This is a genomic window from Agrobacterium sp. CCNWLW32 (assembly GCF_037083425.1).
Taxonomy (GTDB): domain Bacteria; phylum Pseudomonadota; class Alphaproteobacteria; order Rhizobiales; family Rhizobiaceae; genus Agrobacterium; species Agrobacterium radiobacter.
Genome location: NZ_JBAOJM010000013.1, coordinates 91624 through 111531, shown reverse-complemented (window position 1 = coordinate 111531; position 19908 = coordinate 91624). Strand labels below are relative to the sequence as shown.

Sequence of the window (19908 nt, the reverse complement as noted above, 5' to 3'; positions counted from 1 at the left end):
ACCGGTTAGCGCTGTTCGGTGTATATCGAACAAAAATGTCATTGACAAGGCGCATCGGATTTTGTTCGATATGCCGAACATAAACGTAGCTATGGAGTGTGTCATGTCAAAGAAGGGTCCCGAAACCCATCACATCGTTCCGGCCCCCTCCGGCGGTTGGGACGTCAAACGTGGCGGCGGCCAGCGTGCCAGCAGTCATCACGACACGAAACAGGAGGCCGTAGCTGCCGGGCGGCAGGTGAGCCGTAACCAGGGCACCGAACTCCGCATCCACAACCGCAATGGCCGCATCGCCGACAGCGACAGCCATGGCGGCGATCCCAATCCCCCGCGCGGCTAACCCAAGCGCCGAGCGACCTAGAAGGTAACCGATATGAACCAACGAGAAACATTTCCGATGAATGAATTGCCCAAAGGCATCCACAGCATCACTCGTCTGCCGAGCGCCCCGCTTGGAGAGCTGTGGGATTCCATCGTCATGGACGAGGACATGAAGGCGAAACTCTTGTCGCAGGCGGCGTTAAATTTCACGCTTCGTTCAAAGGTTCCGCGTTCGGTCATTCCCCTGCACGGCGTCATCATGCTCACTGGTCTTCCGGGTACGGGCAAGACGTCGCTCGCCAAAGGACTCGCCCATCGCGTCGCAAAGTCGTTCGGCAGCAACACCTTCCGCCTGCTTGAAGTCGAGCCCCATTCGCTGGCGAGCGCCGCGCATGGCAAGACCCAGCGCGCCGTGACCGATCTCTTCGGACAGGCCATCTCGGAAGCCGCGCAGGCGGGGCCGACGATCGTCCTGCTGGATGAAGTCGAAACGCTGGCCGCCGACCGCGGCAAGCTTAGCCTTGAGGCCAATCCCGTCGATGTCCACCGCGCTACAGATGCCGTGCTCGTGCAGCTCGATGCGCTCGCCGAAAAGCATCCGAACCTCCTGTTCGTCGCGACGAGTAACTTCCCCAAGGCGGTTGACGACGCATTCCTTTCGCGTTGCGATCTCATCCTCGAGGTTCCGCTCCCGGGCAAAGAGGCGTGCCTGCTTATCCTCCGGGATTGCCTGGGCGGCCTCGCGAAGGTCTTCCCCGAGATGCGAAAGCTCGTTGACGCGAAGGGTCTGGAAGACTGCGCGACTGCGTGCGTCGGACTGGACGGCCGCGCCATCCGCAAGATGGTGGCGAACGCTCTCGCGTCCGATCAGGCAACCGCGATGAACCCCGGCAGCGTCACGATGTCGGCGATCGTCGCCGCGGCAAAGGCGGCCCACAAGGCCCGAGTAAAGGAGGGCCGCGCATGAGCAGCACCTATTCACGCGTTTTCCGCAGCAACCCGCATCGCGATGCGCTCGACACTTGGAAGGCGATAGTCGAGCTGCTCACGCAGGGTCACGCCGGCTCGAACCGGAACGAGCTTCTGGCGGTCGGCGGCACGGCGGCGAGCGTAATCGCGGAACAAGCCGCAAAGGATGCCGCGATTGTGGTCACCTGCGACGGTCCGCGCACGCGCGTGTACACCCTCCATGACGACGACGCCATCGACGGATCGGACGCAAAGGAAGACACCTTGGGTTACGACCCCTTGAAGGGCGACTGGAAGGTGTCGCTCCCTTGCCCAGCAGATGACCTCGACTGGGTCAACAACTCTCTCAAGAAGCACAGCAGCCGTATCACCGCCCGCGACAGCGCGGAAAGCTTCGGCAGCGAAGCGACGAAGACCGTGTCGGAAAGCGCTCTCGTCCTCGATCCGAAAGGGTTCCTCGGCTCATGACAACCGTCGCCGTCAACACCTATACCCATTCGGTCACCTACGTGGCCGACAACATCCTCAAGAGCCTCAAGGACATCATCCGCCTGAGCGGCCTCGACCCCTCGGAGCTGGTCGGCAGTTGGGAAAGCAAGATGCGCGCCCTCAAGGCCTGGCTTGGAACGCAAGACCTCGAGAAGGTCGTACTGGAAATCTTCAACAAGAAGACCGACGCCCTCATCGTCCGCTGGGACATCGACATCGTCTACAGCTGGAATGGCGGTGGCGGGTTCTGGACCGACACCGATCAGCTCAAATACCATATCCAGAAAGCGGGAGTGGCCCCCTCCGACGCCAGCTACCGGATCATGATGCAGGCAAAGCCGGGCCATCCTGAAGTCGATGGTTGGAGCAACGGCTATTACCGCTCGACCGCCGGGTTCGTTCGCCACAACGTCGGCTCGACGATCGACCACAATGGTCTCGGCGGGAGCGCCGCATACTGGAGGAAGAACTGATGCTTACGACCGACGAGGCCTTCCGCAAGTTCAAGTCTCGGCTTGAGCTCAACGACCGCGAACAGGAGAATGCATCGAAACGGCAGAACGAGGTTAGGGACTATCTCGACACCAAGTTCTCGATCGCGAGCAGCTTCCTGACGGGGTCTTACAAGCGCCACACCAAGACCAAGCCCCTCAAGGACATCGACATCTTCTTTGTGCTCAAGGAGAGCGAGCGCTCGAAGTACCGTGATAAGGCACCCTCTGTTGTCTTGGATGATTTCCACAAGGCGCTCGTCGAGAAGTACGGAGAGAAGGCGGTGCGCAAGCAGGGTCGCTCGGTCAACGTCGATTTCGGCGTCGTCGTGGACGCCGAGGACAACACCGATTATCGCATCCTGAGCGTAGACGTCGTTCCGTCCTTCCCGTCCGGCGACGACTACGAAATCCCGGATACCGACAAGGGCACGTGGATCAAGACGAACCCCAAAATTCATGCCCAGAAAGCGATCGACGCGCACCAAGCCTTCTCCAACGAGTGGAAGGGTCTCGTCCGCATGGTCAAGTACTGGAACAACAATCCAAGGCACGGGTCCGACAAGCCCGTGAAGCCGTCGTTCCTGATCGAGGTCATGGCGCTCGAGTGTCTTTATGGCGGATGGCAGGGCCGTTTCGACTATGAACTCGAAGGGCTGTTCTCGACGCTTGCCGACCGCATCTTCGACACCTGGGCCGACCCCGCTGGCCTCGGCCCCCCGATCAGCGACGGCATGGACGCCACCCGTAAACAGCGTGCTCGCGACCTTCTCCTGGCCGCTAGCCGCGATGCGCGCAACGCCATCAATTTCGCCAAGCAGGGACGCAACGGCGACGCCTTGAAAGCTTGGCGCGACCTGTTCGGCCCAAAATTCCCCCTATCATAAGAAAGGAAGACGCTATGTCCGAATGGTCTCTCTCACAGCTTCTGTCCTCGTTGCACGAGGATATCCAGTCGCGGTTGGCCTTGGCGCGTAAGAGCTTCCAACATCCCGGGGTCAAGGGCGACGCGAGCGAGAGCGTCTGGATTAATCTGCTGGATAAATATCTGCCCGCCCGCTACAGCGTCGCGAAAGCGCATGTAGTGGACAGCCTCGGAAACTTTAGCGATCAGATCGACGTCGTGGTGTTCGATCGGCAGTATTCGCCGTTCATCTTCACCTACGAGAACCAGACGATCATTCCCGCCGAAAGCGTCTACGCGGTCTTCGAAGCAAAGCAGACCGCCGACGCGCAGCTCGTGAGATACGCACAGGACAAGGTCGCCAGTGTCAGGCGGCTCCATCGCACGAGCCTGCCGATTCCGCATGCGGGCGGAACCTATCCCGCAAAGCCCGCGATACCTATTTTCGGTGGCATTCTGACCTTCGAAAGCGAGTGGAGTCCGCCCATGGGGAAGGCGCTCGAATCGATCCTTCTCGAAGGCGGCGGTGACCGCCAATTGGACATTGGCTGCGTGGCGTCGCATGGTCATTTCGCACGCAACGCCACAGGCGAATATGATTTTGTCTTCGAGAACAAGCCCGCCACAGCGTTTCTGTTCAAGCTGATCTCGCGGCTGCAGTTCAGCGGCACTGTCCCGATGATCGATATCGACGCCTATGGAGAATGGCTGGCGAAATGAAGGGGAAAGCGGCGAACGGTTCCGCTCTCTCCCCGTGTCCGCGAACGTGATGATCACGGATCAGGATGCGGTGCTGGGCGTCTCAGACAGCCACGGCCGTTGGACGCGCTCACTCATCCGCACCTTTGTATGGATGACGATTTCCTTCTCGAGCGACCTGCAGCAAGGGATTCGGCCTGACATGGTCCTCGACGATTGGGTGGTAGTCGCACATCGTTGTCTTCTCCTGCATCATGAAGACCAATGTCGCTCTTGAAGAAAATTCCACTGCGGCCACTAGGTCGTCTCCGACAGGCCACTCAGGCAGCTACGAGATGAATCAGTGATGGTTCCGAACTGGCGCAATGCATATAAACCCGATACTATAATCGGTGTGAAACTTGGCGATGGCAAAGTACATTTCTTCGACAAAAAAAGACGCGGCGTTAAGAGGTAAAATAGGCATCGGGACGGGCTGAGTTGCCCCCGAGAGTCTAAGGAAATCAGGTAGCTAGGAACATAGACGTTGCAGGCGTGCTACTGGGCCCGGGTTCAGATCCGTTGTTGTCTAATCGCCTGCATCGGGTCAAGCGGATTTTAAACGAGGTACTTCGTTGCCGTGTTGCTAGCGCGGCACCTTCTGTAGATTTTCTTTCGACATCTTTCATTCCTGCAAATTCGTCCGGTGCTGGGAGCACTGTTGTCTCCGCGGTCGACATGTAGTCGCCGCATGATGGGTTTTCGCAGGGCAGGTCTTCCTATGTTCAAGACGCAGTCTCAATGAGCTGCGACGGAATCAACGGAATGACCCAACCCACGTCCACAGCAGGGACGCCCAGCATCTCAGTTTGATTGAGGTGCTGAGGCAGGTAGGCCGGCGCTTCGGTTAAGCTGCTGCGCCGCCCAATGGATTGAACGCTTGCCCGGCCTTGAGCATGCTATGCATTATGACGGCAAGTTTTCGCGCAACAGCAACCGCGGCACGTTTGAAGCCCAGCCGCTCACGCAGCTTCAGCCCCCAGGTCTTTAGACTGCATTCGGTCCTGGCAGTGGTTCTCGTCAAGAGAACGGTAGCTGCCTCGTAGAGTAATCCCCGCAGCCGACTGTCACCGCGTCGCGAGATATGGCCATCATAATCTATTTCGCCAGACTGATAGCGCCGCGTCGTCAGCCCTAGCCAAGCGCCGACTGAGCGCGAGGTGGGGAAGTTTTCGGGATCTTCGATCGCGGCAATGTACGAGACGGCCGTGACAGCACCAACGCCTGGAATCGTCATCAGGAGCTTCGTAGCCCGGCTCTGTCTGGAAGCTACGAGCAATTGGTGATCAAGATTAGATGCGCGCTTACGTATGTCGCGCCATGCCTCGAGCAGGGGCAATATCACACCTGCTAGGCCGCTATTTCCATCCAGTAGCGCTCTCACATTAGCATCAAATGCCCCGCCTTTCCCTTTGGGTACGATGAGACCAAACGTTTTTAGGAGGCCACGTATTTGGTTGCTGAGCTGCTTGGAAATGCTTACGAGCTGGCTACGCGCTGCCACCAGTGTGCGTGTCACCATGTTGTCGAAGGTCTTTACTCGCACGACTTTGTAAAATCCGGCTTCTGCCAACTGCGCTAAGCCATCCGCATCATTGGCATCAGTCTTGTTGAGGGTTTCATTCAGAACCTTTTGCGCATGCCGTGCTTCAATGCAGATCGCGGGAATTCTTTCGGCGTTCAGCGCATGATAGAACCATGTCGACAGTGGACCTGTCTCGAAGACGACTAGCTTTGCGTGCGGAGCATGCTTGCGGATGATTTGCGATATAACTTTCGGATCAGAAGGGCATTTCCCCCGCCAGATACGCTTCCTATTCTCTCGGATCGAAACCGCAGTATCTTTCAGCGAAACATCAAGCCCGATATATTGGTCCATGGTTGCCTCCCATTTGATGCTGGGCCCGGTTCCAATCGTGAGCCCGTATTTCCATCTTACCGGGGGCAACCACCCATGTCAGATATTGCTGAGGCAATGCCTTTGGGGAAACCGACCCGCGATTACCCCATGTTCAAGAGCTAGATTGCTTGAGAGATAAATCTGAACAACCTGGCACACATATATTCATTGCCTAACAGCTCGGAGAAAGAACGACACCCCCAGTCTTGGCTGTCGTCCTCTCTCGACTGCGCTGCTTGCCTCGTTGCCTAGAAACCGTCCGCTTTGCAAAGAGGTCACTGGACGACTAGCGCAGGTTTAGGGGAGGTCGCGCAGCGGTGTCTGACTGTCTGAATTTCGCGGATCGGGTTAGGCTTTCTGGCCTGCAGCTTCCAGGATAAGCTCCGCGACCTCGTCCGGGTGCGAGATCAGCGAGAGATGGCTGGCTTTCAATTCGATTGCCTTTGCGTCCATGCGTTTGGCGAGAAAGCGCTGCAGGTCCGGGTTGATCGTGCGGTCCTCGCTCGACACCGCGTAATAGCTGAGCTTGTGGCGCCAAGCGGCTTCGGTAACTTTGCCTGAGAGTAGCGTCTTCTGGAAAGGATACTGCGTTGCATACAGCACCTTCGCGCGGGCCGTGGGAATGTCACCGGCGAAGTCCTCGAGGAACGCCTTCTCGCTAAGTCTTCCTTCCTCACCGTCGAAAACAATTCCGGCAGAAGCGGGGGGAGTAGGGAAGGTTTTCGCTAAAGCGCCGAAATCCTCGTTTGCGTCGGGTGCACGGGCGGCGACGTACACGAGAGCCGACACATTAGGATGCATGCCGGCCTGAGTTACAATCATTCCCCCAAATGAGTGCCCTACCAATACTGTTGGCCCATCCTGCCGCGCCAGTACTCGCTCCGCAGCAGCAACCGATTCCGAGAGAGTAGTCAGAGGGTTCTGCACGGATGTGATGTTCAAGCCCTCGGGCTGCAGCCTCGATATCACTTCGCTCCAGCAGGAACCATCTGCGAATAGCCCATGGACGAAGACAACGTTACGGGCCTTTTCTGGGTGGCCGGCCGCCGATGCGGCCATGCCTTTGGTTGAAAGCATTGATGCTGCCGCGCCGGCAAGCATAGCAGTGGAAAATGTGCGCCTGTTCATGATCATTCCGGACTTCCTTTCATCGTAAAGCACATGCTTCGGAGGAGTCTTTCGTTGGGAATTCCCCAATCTTACATCGTCACGACTATGTGATCGGCGCGTAAATTCGAATAAATTCGCGATACGACGTAACAACGGGTCTCGTCCAACCGAAAGCATGGGTGCATGGACACACGGGAAGACAGATGGGCGAAAGCGATGCGCGCAGAACGCACTGGAGATAGCGCTGCTTACGAGGCGTTTCTCAGGGCTTTCGCCGCTTCGGTGCGGCGGATCGCCGAGGCGCATTTGCGATATATGGGCTTCAGTCTCTACGAGGCAGAGGATGTCGTACAGGAAGTGCTCATAGCAGTACATACCCGTCGCCACCAATGGGATACGAAGCGGTCTCTGCTTCCCTGGTTGAACGCAATCACGCGCTACAAGATCATTGACGCCAGCCGGCGCTTGGGCCGAGACGCACGCATGCGCGTCGATTTGACCGAAGAGCAGTGGGCCGGATTGTTCTCATCTGAGGGGGTCGTCGATCCTGAACGCAATCCGGCAGATGTCGAAAAACTAATCTCCGCCTTGCCCCCTGGCGAACAGGCTGCTGTCCGAGCCATCGGGCTTGAGGGTGCCTCTACCAAAGAGGCCGCGGCGCGCATCGGTTCCACCGAGGGAGCGGTGCGCGTCGCCTTCCATCGCTCGTTGAAGAAACTAATGGCGGCAACACAGAGAAGGGGCCCCGGGCATGAATGACAATCGACAGCCAACGGACGATCTTATTCGAGGGCTTGCAGCGCAAGCTGGTAAAGGTTCGTCACTTTTGCTCCGTCTCTCGATCGTCCTTCCTGTCGCGCTGGTCTTTTCGATCCTGGCAGCGACTGGCGTCGTGGTGATGATCGCCGGACCTCGCTCCGACCTCATGCAGATACTCCCGACATGGACGTTCCTGTTCAAAGTCATCGGCATGGTTCTTGTAGCTGCCGGCGGGTTTCAGCTTGTTTTGACAGTGGTCCAGCCGGGCCAGGCGCCTCGCACGGTTCTTTTTCTTGCTCCAGCACTGATGTTCCTGCTTACCGGAGCTCTGTTTGATCGGAGCGGCTTTCCCCTGCTTGGGGTTCACACCTACTCCGTGCCAAAATGTGCGGGTACTATCATCATGGCTTCCACCCCGGCGCTCGCCGCTATTTTTTCTGCGATGCGAGCCGGAACGCCCACGCGCCTCAGCCAGGCTGGCGCTTTTGCCGGTTTCCTTGCAGGTTCCGTGGGTGGTCTCGCCTATACCATCGCCTGCCTCAACGATGGCGCTGCCTTTGTGGCGGTATGGTATTCGATCGCCATTGCATGTGTAACGGCACTGGGAGCGTTAATCGGGCCCAAACTGTTGAGGTGGTAGCAAGGTCAGTTTGGTAATAGATGCTATTCTCCCTTCAACGCAATGGGATACAGTCAGTCATCTGGCTGCGGACCCAAGCGCCAATCTGAAGCGATCTCATGTCTCGGGCCGATCAGCTAAAGTCGACAGGCCAGACCGGCGCCCGGATTCGAGAAAAAATCGTCATCGCTTCGTTTCATTACAGAGCAAGAAATGAGCAATTCCTTACGCAGTGCAGCCGTCCCTTCACGGATAATTCAGGTCCCACAGTCCATCAGCGTCGAAGCACAAGCGGCACTGTCGCGCCTGGTCGACAAGGACGGCAGCCCTATCAATGCGCGGTTCGAAATGCCGTCCCCAGAGGATTTTTCAGGCTGGATGATGATGAAAGCCGCAGTAGATGCGCATTACGCCGCCGCGGCCAAAGATCTTGCCGGGAGTCTGCAGTCTACCGTCACCACAATCGTAGTCGAGCAAGCAACGATCCATGTCGCGACGCCGTACGGAGCATTTCATGAGCGTGGCGCACTCATCGACCTGCATGGCGGCGCATTGGTGTTCGGAGGCGGTGAGGCCTGTCTTGTCAGTGCGCGACGTCAAGCTCACCAGCATGCCGTGCGATGCTACGGCGTCGATTACCGGATGCCGCCTGAGCATCCCTATCCGGCCGCTCTTGATGACTGCTTAGCCACGTACCGTCATGTCTTGGCAGGTCACTCCCCCGACAAGATAATCATCCTGGGGAGATCGGCGGGCGGCAATCTCGCGACCGCCATGCTGCTGCGGGCGAGAGATGAAGGTATGCCAATGCCTGGCAGATTAGTCTTGCTCTCGCCACAGGTTGACCTCACCGAATCCGGTGACAGCTTCCAGACCAACCAGATGATCGATCTCGTTCTGCCCCGCCCGCTAAGACCAAACAACCTGCTCTACGCCGGTGGTGCCGATCTTTCCAATCCCTATCTATCGCCGCTCTTCGGCGATTTGGCGGGCTTTCCGCCGACATTCCTGCAGACCGGCACGCGTGACCTGTTCCTATCGAACACGGTGAGGATGCATCGAGCCTTGCGAAAAGCTGGCGTGGAAACCGAATTGCACGTCTTTGAAGCCATGCCCCATGGTGGCTTCATGGGTGGGACACCGGAAGAGCAGGAACTCGAAGCGGAGATCCACCGGTTCGTCATGGCAAACTGGAACTGAGGCCGGAAACCCACAAAGTTTTGGCGCTGCCCCTCTGTTGTCCTGCTACATCCCTGGCCACATTCCGCCATCAAGTCGGAGGTTTGCTCCTGTGATATAGCCAGCACGGGGGCTCGAGAGAAATGTAATCGCATCCGCAATGTCCTCGAGGGTTCCTACCCGTCCAAGGGGCACCTGAGCAAACAACGGCAGGATTTCTCTCTCTACGTCATTCCAAGGGGCGTCGATGGCCATGCCCCTCTCAATGGCTTTCTTACGGAACGCGGTATCCAAACTGATGCTATGCACTGTTCCAGGCGAAACGGTGTTTGCGGTAATGCCTTGTGCAGCAACGTCTTTTGCGAGCGACGCCGTCATCGCGATCATGGCTGCTTTGGCGGCAGAGTAGTCCGGTCGACTTGCAGGCGGCATCAGGGCCGCCAGGCTTGAGATGTTTATGATCCGACCCCACCGCGACGCTTTCATTGCGGGCAGAACGAGCGAGACGATCCTCACAGATGCGAGCACGTTTCTGTCATAGACAGCGGCCCACGTTTCAGAGTTTGTCGAGGTCCAATCCTCCGCCGGGGCAGATCCGCCAGCATTGTTGACCAGGATGTCGATCGACCCTGCTGCGGCCTTGGAATCCCTAACAAGACGATCGACCTGATCCGACACTGTCAGGTCACCGACTACCGCGAATGCCCGACCTCCAGAGGATATGATGTCATGCGCGACTTCCTCCGTTTTCATTCTGTCGCGACCGTGGACAAGAACGGTTGCCCCTTCCTTTGCGAGGCCTCTGGCCACACCCTCGCCAATTCCCTTGCTGCTTCCCGTGACCAGCGCAACCTTGTTCTGGAGTTGTAAGTCCATGATATTTGGTCCGTGTTATCGTCTCCGGCAGATATGAGGTTCGTCGATGAAACAGGCAATTACGCACTTTAAAGTGCCTGTCGAGGACAGGGCGACATGCCTCGGAGCCGACGGTTCTGTCTCTCATGTCAGCAGGGTGCTTCGGATGATCACAGGACGTTGGAAACTGCCGATCCTTTTCCGATTGTTCGCCGAACCATCATTGCGGGCATCGCAGTTCATGAGAGACATACCCGGCATATCCCAGAAGATGCTAACGCAACATCTCAGGGAACTGGAAAATGACGGCCTCATAAGCCGACACGACTTTCAAGAGCAGCCTCCTCGAGTCGAATACTCGCTGAGTTCAGCAGGCCACGGGCTTATGCCGATTTTGATGGCGGTCAGGGAATTCTCTCGGGATTATCCTGTTGATCGGCGTCGATAACTAACTTGGGTGCCGACGCTTGGCGCGATCCCGAAAATATCGCTTGCATTATGGACCAAATGGTTCCATATAGAACTTATGGTCAAGCGCACTCAAATATCCGCGTCCGTTGGTCGCCCTAGAGAATTTGAACTCGATGAAGCAGTTCGAAAAGCAATGCACGTATTTTGGGATCGTGGATATCACGAAGCATCCCTTCCCGACTTGCTTGAGGGTATGAAACTTTCCAGAGGCAGCTTTTATAAGGCTTTCGTCGATAAGAGAGGCGTCTATCTGCGCGCCCTCGACGCTTACATTGAGGACGCGGTTCGCTCGGTCGGTGAAGCGCTTCATTCCAATCCGTCGCCCAAAGCCGCGATTTTAGAAGCTTTTTCTCAACAGGTGGATCAAGCATCGGGACAGGACGGTTTGCGTGGATGCTTTGTCGTCTTTGCAGCTGTCGAGATGCTCCCAAAGGATAAAGAGGTCGCACCACGTATTTCCCGGCTGTTCAGGCGGCTGCAAGATCTTTATGCGGCGGCGATAATAAGAGCGCAGGCCTTGGGCGAAATCGATCCCGAGCTGGATGAACGAACGCTTGCGAGGTTCCTCGTGTGTCAGATTCAGGGCATGCGGGTCCTTGCCAAAGCAGGAGCGGATCGCGCTGAGACGAGGGCCATGGTCGAACTGGCGCTGAAGGCGCTTGGCTAACTTCAATTTGGAACCAATAGGTTCCCAATTTTTATCATTTCAAACCGTCGATCGATTTTTTGGTCGATGTGGAGACACTTATGAGAGACACGAGCAATCCCGATGACAAACTCGATCCACGTCGTTGGATTGCACTGATCATCCTTTTGACCGGCGCCTTTTTGCCACCGCTTGACTTCTTCATCGTCAATGTGGCGCTGCCCTCGATCCGGGCAGATTTCAGGGCTTCTGCGTCAACGATGCAGCTGATTATCTCCGGTTACGCCACCACCTATGCTGTGATGCTTATCACTGGCGGCAGGCTTGGAGATCTCTATGGTCGACGAAATGTCTTTCTGGCTGGAATGGTCGGGTTTGCAGCCGCATCTGCCTTATGCGGGTTTGCCTGGTCTCCAGCCGCGTTGGTCGCCGGCCGTATCCTTCAGGGGTTTGCAGCGGCAATTATGGCACCGCAGGCCTTGGCTTCGATCAATGCCATTTTCCCAGACCAAGAAAAATCAAGAGCCCTCAGCTTTTATGCCCTGACATTCGGGATGGCATCGATGGTTGGTCTGTTTCTTGGTGGTGCGTTGATTGCGCTTGATGTTCTTGGTCTTGGATGGAGAGCCATCTTCCTCATCAACCTGCCGGTTATTGCAGTCGCTGCGCCGTCGGCCTTCATCATGTTGCGAGAAACCCGATCTGCGCACCCAAGCAAACTGGATCTTGGCGGAGCACTGTTGATCGCGATTGCGCTATTTGCACTGATTGCGCCGCTGATCGAGGGCCGGGAGCACGGGTGGCCGATCTGGCTTATCGTGATGCTTGCCACATGTCTTCCGTTTTTCGTCTTGTTTTGGCGGCATGAGAAACATCTGGAATCGACGGGGAAAGATCCGATTCTTGCACCGAGCCTGCTGCAAAACCGTGGGCTACTGCGCGGGCTCCTGGCTGCCTTGTTCTTCTACGCCCTTGCGGCCTTCTGGCTGATATTCTCGGTCTATGAGCAGGGTGGCCTTGGTCGGACGCCTTTCGAGGCCGGGCTGGCGATCCTTCCTGCGGCTGTCGGCTTCGTCCTTGGTCCTTTTGCAAGCGAGCGCATCCTCAGCGTCTTCGGGAGATTTTCCGCTGGCGCCGGCATGGTGCTGCAGGCTGCAGGATTGTTTGGAACGGCGGCCTTGATTTCTACTGGCCTTCCGCAATTCCTTTTTGCTGCGCTCTTTCTTATCGGTGCGGGGCAGGGGATCGCCCTTCCAAACCTGGTGAAGAGCATCGTGCAAAGGGTAGACCGGACGCAGTCAGGATTGGCTTCTGGTCTGGTCAATTCGATGTTTCAGATTGGCGGTGCGTTGGCAGCCGCAATCGTTGGCGGCTTGTTCTTCTCGATCTTGGGGCCGGCCACAGACGTTCAATCCATTGGCCAAGCATACAGCGTTGCAGCGGTTGCAATTGCCATTTGTCTTCTCATCGCGGGATGGCTTTCCGTCAGCCTGACATCGACCCAACCGTTGCGTCGATAAGCGGCGCCATCGCAGCGCATCATCAGCCGATCGCGCGGAAACGGGGTAAAACTCCCCAGCAAAACAGAAACATTCAGAGGTAATCTCCATGAACAACATCTCCACACTACCTCTTGCCGGCAAGTGCGCGCTGGTCACCGGTGCGGCACGCGGTATCGGTGCGGCAATTGCGCTGAAACTGGCCGAGGACGGTGCCGACGTTGCGATCACCTATGAGAAGTCGGTCGAGAAAGCGGAAGCCCTCGTTGCTGAGATCCGCGCCATGGGTCGCAAAGCGATCGCCATCCATGCCGATGCCGCGCGTACAGAAGCGGCAAGGTCCACTGTCGAGCAGACCGTCGCCCGCCTCGGCAGCCTTGATATTCTGGTCAATAATGCCGGCGTCCTTTTCGCAAGTGATTTTTCCACGCAGCCACTTGAGGAGATTGATCTGCAGCTGAACGTCAATGTTCGCGGTGTCTTTCTGATCACCCAGGCAGCGCTGAAATATATTCCCAACGGAGGTCGCATCATCAGTACCGGCAGCAACGCGGGTCTGGCTGTGCCGTTCGCGGGGATCGCGGTCTATGCCGCGACCAAGTCTGCGCTGGAAAGCTTCACGCGCGGTCTCGCACGTGAGCTGGGCTCTCGGGAAATTACTGTCAATCTGGTTCGACCAGGTCCGATTGATACTGACATGAACCCTGCCGATGGCGCGCTCGCAGCCGCTATCCTGCCAAACCTCTCGATTGCTCGATACGGTAAAGCCAGTGAAGTCGCAGAGGCCGTCGCCTTTCTCGCAGGTCCCGGTGCAGCCTACATCACCGGCTCAGGCATTCTCGTCGATGGCGGCATCAGTGCCTGAGCATTGATACGAGGCGGTGCCTCGCCGCTCTGTCCTGTAGGTGATAATGCGGAATTTAAGCGCGAATGGGCTGCGGAGTTCCCTCCGCTGCACTGTGCGCGTAAATTTGGCGAAGCGGGCGGTGGCCATCATCCAGGAATTTCTCCACTCCGTTGGTGGTTTTCCTGCGTTGCGATCGTAGAAAAATAGCAAATATGGGTAGCCTGGTTTCTGCTCAAGCGCCCGTTGAGCGGTAACAGACCTAACGTATGAACATGGAGAAGAATTTGAAGACCATCGGCATACTTGGCGGAATGTCCGCGACGTCAACCCAGATTTATTACCGAGAACTCTGCAGGCTTACCCGCGAGAGCCTGGGAGGACTCCATTCTCCCGAGCTTCTCATACGGTCTGTCGACTTCGACGAAATCGAAAAGTTGCAGGCATCCTCCGATTGGGACGCGGCGGGCCGAATCCTCAATGAACATGCTATCGCGCTGCAGCGCGGAGGTGCCGACCTCCTCATTCTGGCGACGAATACCATGCACAAGGTGGCGGACAAGATCGTGGGCAGGGTGTCGATCCCGTTCGTGCACATCGCGGACGCGACTGCAACCGCTATCCTCGACCGCGGTTTCCGGAGACCGGGTTTGATGGCAACGGCCTTCACCATGGAGCAGACCTTCTACACCGACCGCCTCATCGCTCAGGGGCTGTCGCCAACGATCCCTGAAGCTGATGATCGAACAGAAACCCATCGTATTATCTATGAAGAGCTGTGCCGCGACATCGTTCGCGAGGAGAGCCGCTTGACCTATGAACGGATTGCGCAGCGTCTGGTCGACAAAGGCTGCGACTGTCTTATCCTCGGCTGTACCGAGGTGGGTATGCTGTTAAACCAGGATAACGTAGGCGTTCCCGTCTTCGACACGACCCTCATTCATTGCAAAGCCGCCCTTCAAACCGCTTTACAATGACATGTTGTGTTCTGACGGTCGATCGATCGTCATAACGGTGAGGGGCAATGGTCAAACCTGTTCGCCCAGGTGATGCCTGACCCACTTCGCTTCTTCCGATGCGGTACGCCCGAAATGCCGTCTGAAGTCGCGGCTGAATTGCGCCGGGCTGACATAGCCCACTGACGCCGCCACCTCTGCAATTGTCGCCGTCTGGCGGGCGATCATCAGTCTCGCTTCATGGAGCCGCATCGCCTTCACGTATTGCATCGGACTTGAGCCTGTCAGCTCCTTGAAATGGACATGGTATGAAGGAATGCTCATGCCCACCGCTCTGGCAAGGTCCGCGACGGTGATTTCAGAGCCGTAGTTTTTGCGCAGCCATGCCAGGCTCTCGATCAGTTTTCCCGACGTCCCTTTCCGCTGCAGGGCGGCGATCACTGCGCCGCCTTGCGGCCCTGACATGACCCGGTAATGCAACTCACGCAGGATGGAGCCGCCGAGGACGGCGACCTCAACCGGACTGCCGAGCACCGTCAGCAAGCGCAGCAGGACGTCTTCGATAGTGCTGTCCATCCTACTCGAGAAGAGCCCTTTTGGCTTGACGCTTGCAGGACCCGCGAGCTTTTCAAGCTGCGTGGCGATCTCGGCCGCCATCTGCATGTCGAACTCTAAATAGACCGCGAGCAGTGGCCGCCGTGGACTGGCTGTAGATGTCATCCTAAAGGGAACGGGCACCGAAACGGCAAGATAGTGGTGCTCGTCATAGAGGTAGATTTCCCCGTCCAGAATTCCGTGTTTGCTCCCCTGCAATACGAACACGGCGCCCGGCTTATAAAGAACCGGAATGTCGTACAGCACTGCTTCCGTGCGTAGGATACGGACACAACTGAGCCCGGTCTGGTTGTAGCCAAGACGAGGAGCGAGTTGTCCGGCCAAGGCGGCAGACTGGTCATGTGTAGAGGGCGGCATTTTATAGTTCATAGGAATTGGCAAAAATTTAAGAGGATTCGCAATCGAACCCGCGTTGTCTCCAGATTATCTGTCACATCAACGGGTAATCAAGGAGTTTCAGAAATGTCGAGCAAAACGTTTTTCATAACAGGGGCGAACTCGGGTTTTGGGCTGGCGATCGCCACTGCTGCAATCGAAGCCGGTCATACCGTCATCGGGACCATCCGCTCCGAAGCCTCGCGCGAAGCGCTGGCAAAGACCCTCCCGGAACTGCGCCCGGTCCTCTGCGACGTCACCGATTTTGATCGTATTCCGGTCGCGGTGCAGCGAGCGGAGGAAGAGCACGGCCCAGTCGATGTGCTGATCAACAATGCCGGATATGGGCACGAGGGTGTGCTTGAGGAATCGCCGATCGAGGAGATGCGCCGCCAGTTCGACGTGAATGTGTTTGGCGCCGTTGCAGTCGCCAAGGCGTTCCTCCCGAGGTTCCGTGAGCGCCGAAGCGGCTTTATCGTCAACGTCACGTCGATGGGAGGCATGATCACCATGCCCGGCATCGCCTATTACTGCGGCAGCAAGTTCGCGTTGCAGGGTATTTCAGAGGTCATGCGGTCGGAAATGGCGCCGTTTGGTGTGCACGTAACAACCCTTTGCCCCGGCTCGTTCCGGACGGACTGGGCAGGCCGTTCTATGGTCCGCACAGAGCGTTCCATTGCTGACTATGATACCCTGTTCGATCCGATCCGCGAGGCGCGTCAGGCAGTGAGCGGCAAGCAGCTCGGAAATCCGAAAAAGCTCGCCGACGCGGTGCTGACCCTCATCGAATCTGAAAATCCCCCGCCGCAACTTCTCCTTGGCAGCGATGCGCTTAGACATGTAACGGCGCGGATCGAACGCCTGACCCAGGAAATCGAAGCTTGGAAGAGCGTGACTGTTTCCACAGACGGCTAGCGCAAACCCAAAATTTGCTATTGACGATCTGCCTACTAGAAGGTAGACAAGCTGCATGAGCAATCTTTCGACCACCTCGGACGACATTCTGGCGTCCACCCGACACCTTCTGATAAGCGGCGGCTACAATGGCTTCAGCTACGCCGATATCTCGGAGATTGTCGGTATCCGCAAGGCCAGCATCCATCATCATTTTCCCAGCAAGGTCGATCTGGTGCGTGAGCTGGTCAAGCGTTATCGAGAGGATGGCCAGGCAAGCGTGGCAATCCTTGAGCAGAAGGTTCCGAATGCTCTGGACATCCTCAAGGCTTATGCTAACCACTGGGCTGCGTGCATTGAGGATGCCAGCAGACCCTACTGTGTCTGTGCTATGCTTGCCAGTGAACTGCCATCCCTCCCCACGGAGGTCGCAACCGAGGTAACGAACTTTTTTCGCTTCATCTCCTCGTGGCTGGCTTCGGTCATGGAGCGAGGTTCCAAGCAGGGCGAGCTGAGTCTTACCAGTGCGCCGCATGTCGAAGCCGAAACATTTCTGGCAACCGTCTACGGGGCAATGCTTTCGGCGAGAGCCAATGGGAAGCCGGAAGTGTTCTCAATGATACTCGAACCTGCCCTCAATCGTCTCACGCCGACGGTTTCTCACTAATCCTGCGTGGCAAGGCTACTCGGGTGAATCGCGTCCATCGAAACTACCAACTAGTAGGAAGATAAAATGAGAAATACTTTCCCAGCCTTAACCCTCGGGCTGACAAGCATCCTTTCTGTGACTGTCCTTTCGGCACCCGCATCTGCCGAGGATAAGAAAGCCGCGCCGATCCATGTCCGCGGGAGCATCGTCGACTACCAGGGGTCAACGCTCAAAGTGAAGACCCGCGAAGGGGAGACAATGGACGTCGCGCTTGCAGACGACTGGAAGCTGGCAGGCGTCGCGAATGCCAAGGTCACCGACATCAAGCCGGGCGATTTTGTCGGCATTGCATCCCTACCAAAGGCCGATGGTGGCGATGGCGCACTTGAGGTCCTGATTTTCCCTCCGGCAATGAAAGGCACAGGCGAGGGGAGCTACGGTTGGGATCTGAAGCCGGACAGCAGCATGACCAATGCGACGGTCGCGGATGCCGTTAAAGGCGTCGATGGCCGGACTGTCACCGTGACCTATCATGGCAAGGAAAAGAAGATCGCTATTCCGGATGGGACACCGGTCGTGACCATCGCCGCGGCCACCAAGGATGATCTCGTTCCTGGTGCCGTGGTCTTCATCACAGCTGAAAAAGCTGCAACAGGCCCGATCGCCCACCAGGTGGTCGTCGGCAGGAATGGCGTGGTTCCCCCTATGTGAAGAGCACGCCGCCATTGGCCGGAGCAGCCGCCTTACTGCTTCGGCCAGTGACTAGAAATCGGCGACGCCTGATCTGCAGCCGTAAAATGTCAACGATGAAAGACGCTGAGATGAGCGCAAACGCTTCCAACGACAATGTTGAATATCCACGGACGATCTTTATCCGCCGGCACTCGGTTGTGACCCGTGTCACGCACTGGCTGAACGTGCTTTGCCTGAGTTTCCTTCTTTTGAGCGGGCTGCAGATCTTCAATGCCCACCCAGAGCTTTATTGGGGTCATTATGGCGCGAACGGCGATCCCGCCGTTCTGACAATAGGCTCCGATGACGGCGGCCGTCAGCCGCGCGGTTTCGTACGTGTTGCCGGGTTGAAGATCCCCACGACGGGCGTGCTTGGCGTTTCTCAGGCTGATGGCGAACAGGTCTCACGCGCTTTTCCCTCCTGGGCAACCATCCCTTCATTCCAGGATCTTGCCGCCGGACGTCGCTGGCATTTCTTCTTCGCCTGGCTGCTTGTGATCAACGGCATTGTCTATCTCGGCTTCAGCGTGCTCAGCGGACATTTCCGCAAAGACCTGGCGCCAAAGCCCCATGAGATCTCGCCGCGCCACCTCGGCCGCGAAATCCTCGACCACGCTCGGCTCCGCTTTCCAGAAGGGGAGGAGGCCAGGCACTACAACGCGCTTCAAAAGCTCACCTATCTCACCGTTATTGTCGTCCTCCTGCCTCTGATGGTTTTGACAGGCCTGACCATGTCACCGGGCGTCGATGCCGCTCTGCCCGCCTTGATCGAGATTTTTGGCGGACGTCAGTCCGCGCGCACCATCCACTTCATCACAGCGTCGGCGCTTGTCATCTTCGTTGTCGTGCATGTGGCAATGGTGGTCCTGTCCGGGACCTGGAACAACATCCGCTCGATGATCACCGGACGCTATGCGATCCAGGAGAAAGGCCCGAAATCATGAGCAAGCTTTTCACCCGACGCCGCTTTCTCATCGGCGGCACGCTCGGGGCCAGCGCCCTTACTCTCTCGGGTTGCGACCTCTTGGACCAGAACGCAGACGTCGCAAAAGTCCTTCGCTCAGCTGAGCATCTGACCATAAAAGCCCAAAGACTGCTTCAGGGGCGCGATTCACTGGCGCGCGAGTTTGACGAAAAGGACATTTCCCCCTCCTTCCGTGTCAATGGAACGAGTGCTCCCGACAGCGATGAATATGCGGAGCTGCTGGAAGGCAAGTTCGCAAACTGGCGACTGAAGATCGACGGTCTTGTTGATCGACCTCAGACGTTTTCACTCGCTGATCTGAAGGCGCTTCCTTCCCGCACCCAGATTACCCGCCATGACTGCGTCGAAGGCTGGAGTGCGATCGGTAAATGGAAAGGCGTCCCGCTCTCCCACTTGTTGCGCCTCACCGGGGTCAAGCCAACGGCGCGCTACGTCGTATTGCATTGTGCCGACGAACTCGAAAAGACGCTCGACGGAAGCGGTCGTTACTATGAGAGCATTGATCTCATCGATGCGGCCCATCCTCAAACCATCCTCGCCTACCAGATGAACGGCCAGGATCTCAGCGTCGGCCACGGCGCGCCCTTGCGCCTCAGGGTCGAGCGACAGCTTGGCTACAAACAGGCAAAATACATCATGCGTATCGAACTGGTCGACAGCTTCGCCGGGCTGTGGGGTGGGAACGGCGGCTATTGGGAAGACCGTGGCTACGAGTGGTACGCCGGCATCTGAGGTAATCGAAATGGTGAACCACAGGAAAACAATCCATGAGCCTTCGGAAAGGCATGGGCATCAAGGGTTGCCCACGGCGGCGGGACGACGGTTTCTTCTCGCGACGGCCAGGACCTCGATAGTCCCGAAATGTCAGCCGGGAAACTCTCCGGCAAAGCGATCGGATCCGCCGTACT

At 57.3% G+C, this 19908-nt stretch carries 23 protein-coding genes; 19 read left to right on the top strand and 4 right to left on the bottom strand.

Annotation, left to right across the window (positions count from 1 at the left end; all coding sequences use genetic code 11):
- Positions 1-103 precede the first annotated feature (103 nt).
- Genes V6R85_RS21855 through V6R85_RS21830 form a run of 6 tightly spaced genes read left to right on the top strand, consistent with a single transcriptional unit; the run spans position 104 to position 3894 of the window.
- A complete protein-coding gene (locus V6R85_RS21855; protein WP_121557649.1) occupies positions 104-340 on the top strand; it encodes a DUF2188 domain-containing protein in 237 nt (78 codons plus the stop codon).
- A 33-nt stretch (positions 341-373) separates the two neighbouring features.
- Positions 374-1288, top strand: a complete 915-nt coding sequence (locus V6R85_RS21850; RefSeq protein WP_121557650.1) for an AAA family ATPase — start codon at positions 374-376, stop codon at positions 1286-1288.
- Positions 1285-1758 (top strand): hypothetical protein, encoded by a 474-nt coding sequence (locus V6R85_RS21845; protein WP_121557651.1) that lies wholly within the window; start codon positions 1285-1287, stop codon positions 1756-1758. Before V6R85_RS21850 ends, V6R85_RS21845 begins: the two co-directional genes overlap by 4 nt.
- On the top strand, positions 1755-2252 hold the full coding sequence (locus V6R85_RS21840) for an HORMA domain containing protein (RefSeq protein ID WP_121557652.1): 498 nt from the start codon (positions 1755-1757) through the stop codon (positions 2250-2252). The genes V6R85_RS21845 and V6R85_RS21840 overlap by 4 nt, the downstream gene beginning before the upstream one ends.
- The gene (locus V6R85_RS21835) at positions 2252-3157 is read left to right on the top strand and encodes a CBASS oligonucleotide cyclase (protein WP_121557653.1); all 906 of its coding nucleotides are present in this window, start codon (positions 2252-2254) and stop codon (positions 3155-3157) included. Before V6R85_RS21840 ends, V6R85_RS21835 begins: the two co-directional genes overlap by 1 nt.
- Before the next feature lie 14 nt (positions 3158-3171).
- The gene (locus V6R85_RS21830; protein WP_121557654.1) at positions 3172-3894 is read left to right on the top strand and encodes a DUF6602 domain-containing protein; all 723 of its coding nucleotides are present in this window, start codon (positions 3172-3174) and stop codon (positions 3892-3894) included.
- A gap of 865 nt (positions 3895-4759) precedes the next feature.
- Here V6R85_RS21830 and V6R85_RS21825 read toward each other — a convergent pair.
- Complete coding sequence (locus V6R85_RS21825) at positions 4760-5791, bottom strand: IS110 family transposase (RefSeq protein WP_336377190.1); 1032 nt, start codon at positions 5789-5791, stop codon at positions 4760-4762.
- Positions 5792-6160: 369 nt separating this feature from the next.
- The gene (locus tag V6R85_RS21820) at positions 6161-6946 is read right to left on the bottom strand and encodes an alpha/beta fold hydrolase (protein ID WP_022557122.1); all 786 of its coding nucleotides are present in this window, start codon (positions 6944-6946) and stop codon (positions 6161-6163) included.
- Between the two features lie 192 nt (positions 6947-7138).
- Between V6R85_RS21820 and V6R85_RS21815 the strand changes: the two genes are divergently transcribed.
- The 3 genes from V6R85_RS21815 (at position 7139) to V6R85_RS21805 (ending at position 9500) form a co-directional block, all read left to right on the top strand.
- Positions 7139-7681, top strand: a complete 543-nt coding sequence (locus tag V6R85_RS21815; RefSeq protein WP_048903003.1) for a sigma-70 family RNA polymerase sigma factor — start codon at positions 7139-7141, stop codon at positions 7679-7681.
- Positions 7674-8321, top strand: coding sequence for an NrsF family protein (locus V6R85_RS21810; RefSeq protein WP_022557124.1), 648 nt, complete (start codon positions 7674-7676; stop codon positions 8319-8321). The genes V6R85_RS21815 and V6R85_RS21810 overlap by 8 nt, the downstream gene beginning before the upstream one ends.
- A gap of 192 nt (positions 8322-8513) precedes the next feature.
- Positions 8514-9500, top strand: coding sequence for an alpha/beta hydrolase (locus tag V6R85_RS21805; RefSeq protein ID WP_034499610.1), 987 nt, complete (start codon positions 8514-8516; stop codon positions 9498-9500).
- A gap of 45 nt (positions 9501-9545) precedes the next feature.
- Here the strand turns inward: V6R85_RS21805 and V6R85_RS21800 are convergent, their stop codons facing one another.
- Positions 9546-10355, bottom strand: coding sequence for an SDR family NAD(P)-dependent oxidoreductase (locus tag V6R85_RS21800; protein ID WP_336377192.1), 810 nt, complete (start codon positions 10353-10355; stop codon positions 9546-9548).
- Positions 10356-10401: 46 nt separating this feature from the next.
- Between V6R85_RS21800 and V6R85_RS21795 the strand changes: the two genes are divergently transcribed.
- The 5 genes from V6R85_RS21795 (at position 10402) to V6R85_RS21775 (ending at position 14771) form a co-directional block, all read left to right on the top strand.
- Positions 10402-10782, top strand: a complete 381-nt coding sequence (locus V6R85_RS21795) for a winged helix-turn-helix transcriptional regulator (protein ID WP_034499614.1) — start codon at positions 10402-10404, stop codon at positions 10780-10782.
- A 9-nt stretch (positions 10783-10791) separates the two neighbouring features.
- Complete coding sequence (locus V6R85_RS21790; RefSeq protein WP_244475395.1) at positions 10792-11472, top strand: TetR/AcrR family transcriptional regulator; 681 nt, start codon at positions 10792-10794, stop codon at positions 11470-11472.
- A gap of 80 nt (positions 11473-11552) precedes the next feature.
- A complete protein-coding gene (locus tag V6R85_RS21785; protein WP_022557127.1) occupies positions 11553-12971 on the top strand; it encodes an MFS transporter in 1419 nt (472 codons plus the stop codon).
- An 88-nt stretch (positions 12972-13059) separates the two neighbouring features.
- On the top strand, positions 13060-13815 hold the full coding sequence (locus V6R85_RS21780) for an SDR family oxidoreductase (RefSeq protein WP_013637163.1): 756 nt from the start codon (positions 13060-13062) through the stop codon (positions 13813-13815).
- Positions 13816-14081: 266 nt separating this feature from the next.
- Complete coding sequence (locus V6R85_RS21775; protein ID WP_022557128.1) at positions 14082-14771, top strand: aspartate/glutamate racemase family protein; 690 nt, start codon at positions 14082-14084, stop codon at positions 14769-14771.
- 51 nt (positions 14772-14822) lie between these two features.
- Here the strand turns inward: V6R85_RS21775 and V6R85_RS21770 are convergent, their stop codons facing one another.
- Positions 14823-15734 carry an AraC family transcriptional regulator gene (locus V6R85_RS21770; RefSeq protein ID WP_022557129.1) on the bottom strand — a complete coding sequence of 304 codons (912 nt, stop codon included), beginning with the start codon at positions 15732-15734 and terminating at the stop codon, positions 14823-14825.
- A 93-nt stretch (positions 15735-15827) separates the two neighbouring features.
- Between V6R85_RS21770 and V6R85_RS21765 the strand changes: the two genes are divergently transcribed.
- The 5 genes from V6R85_RS21765 (at position 15828) to V6R85_RS21745 (ending at position 19732) form a co-directional block, all read left to right on the top strand.
- A complete protein-coding gene (locus V6R85_RS21765; protein WP_020808319.1) occupies positions 15828-16655 on the top strand; it encodes an oxidoreductase in 828 nt (275 codons plus the stop codon).
- Positions 16656-16710: 55 nt separating this feature from the next.
- Complete coding sequence (locus tag V6R85_RS21760) at positions 16711-17301, top strand: TetR/AcrR family transcriptional regulator (protein ID WP_020808320.1); 591 nt, start codon at positions 16711-16713, stop codon at positions 17299-17301.
- 66 nt (positions 17302-17367) lie between these two features.
- Positions 17368-17994 carry a hypothetical protein gene (locus V6R85_RS21755; RefSeq protein WP_336377191.1) on the top strand — a complete coding sequence of 209 codons (627 nt, stop codon included), beginning with the start codon at positions 17368-17370 and terminating at the stop codon, positions 17992-17994.
- Between the two features lie 110 nt (positions 17995-18104).
- On the top strand, positions 18105-18959 hold the full coding sequence (locus V6R85_RS21750; protein ID WP_031233276.1) for a cytochrome b/b6 domain-containing protein: 855 nt from the start codon (positions 18105-18107) through the stop codon (positions 18957-18959).
- Positions 18956-19732: a molybdopterin-binding protein gene (locus tag V6R85_RS21745; RefSeq protein ID WP_020808323.1), complete on the top strand. Its 777-nt coding sequence runs from the start codon at positions 18956-18958 to the stop codon at positions 19730-19732. The genes V6R85_RS21750 and V6R85_RS21745 overlap by 4 nt, the downstream gene beginning before the upstream one ends.
- Positions 19733-19908 lie beyond the last annotated feature (176 nt).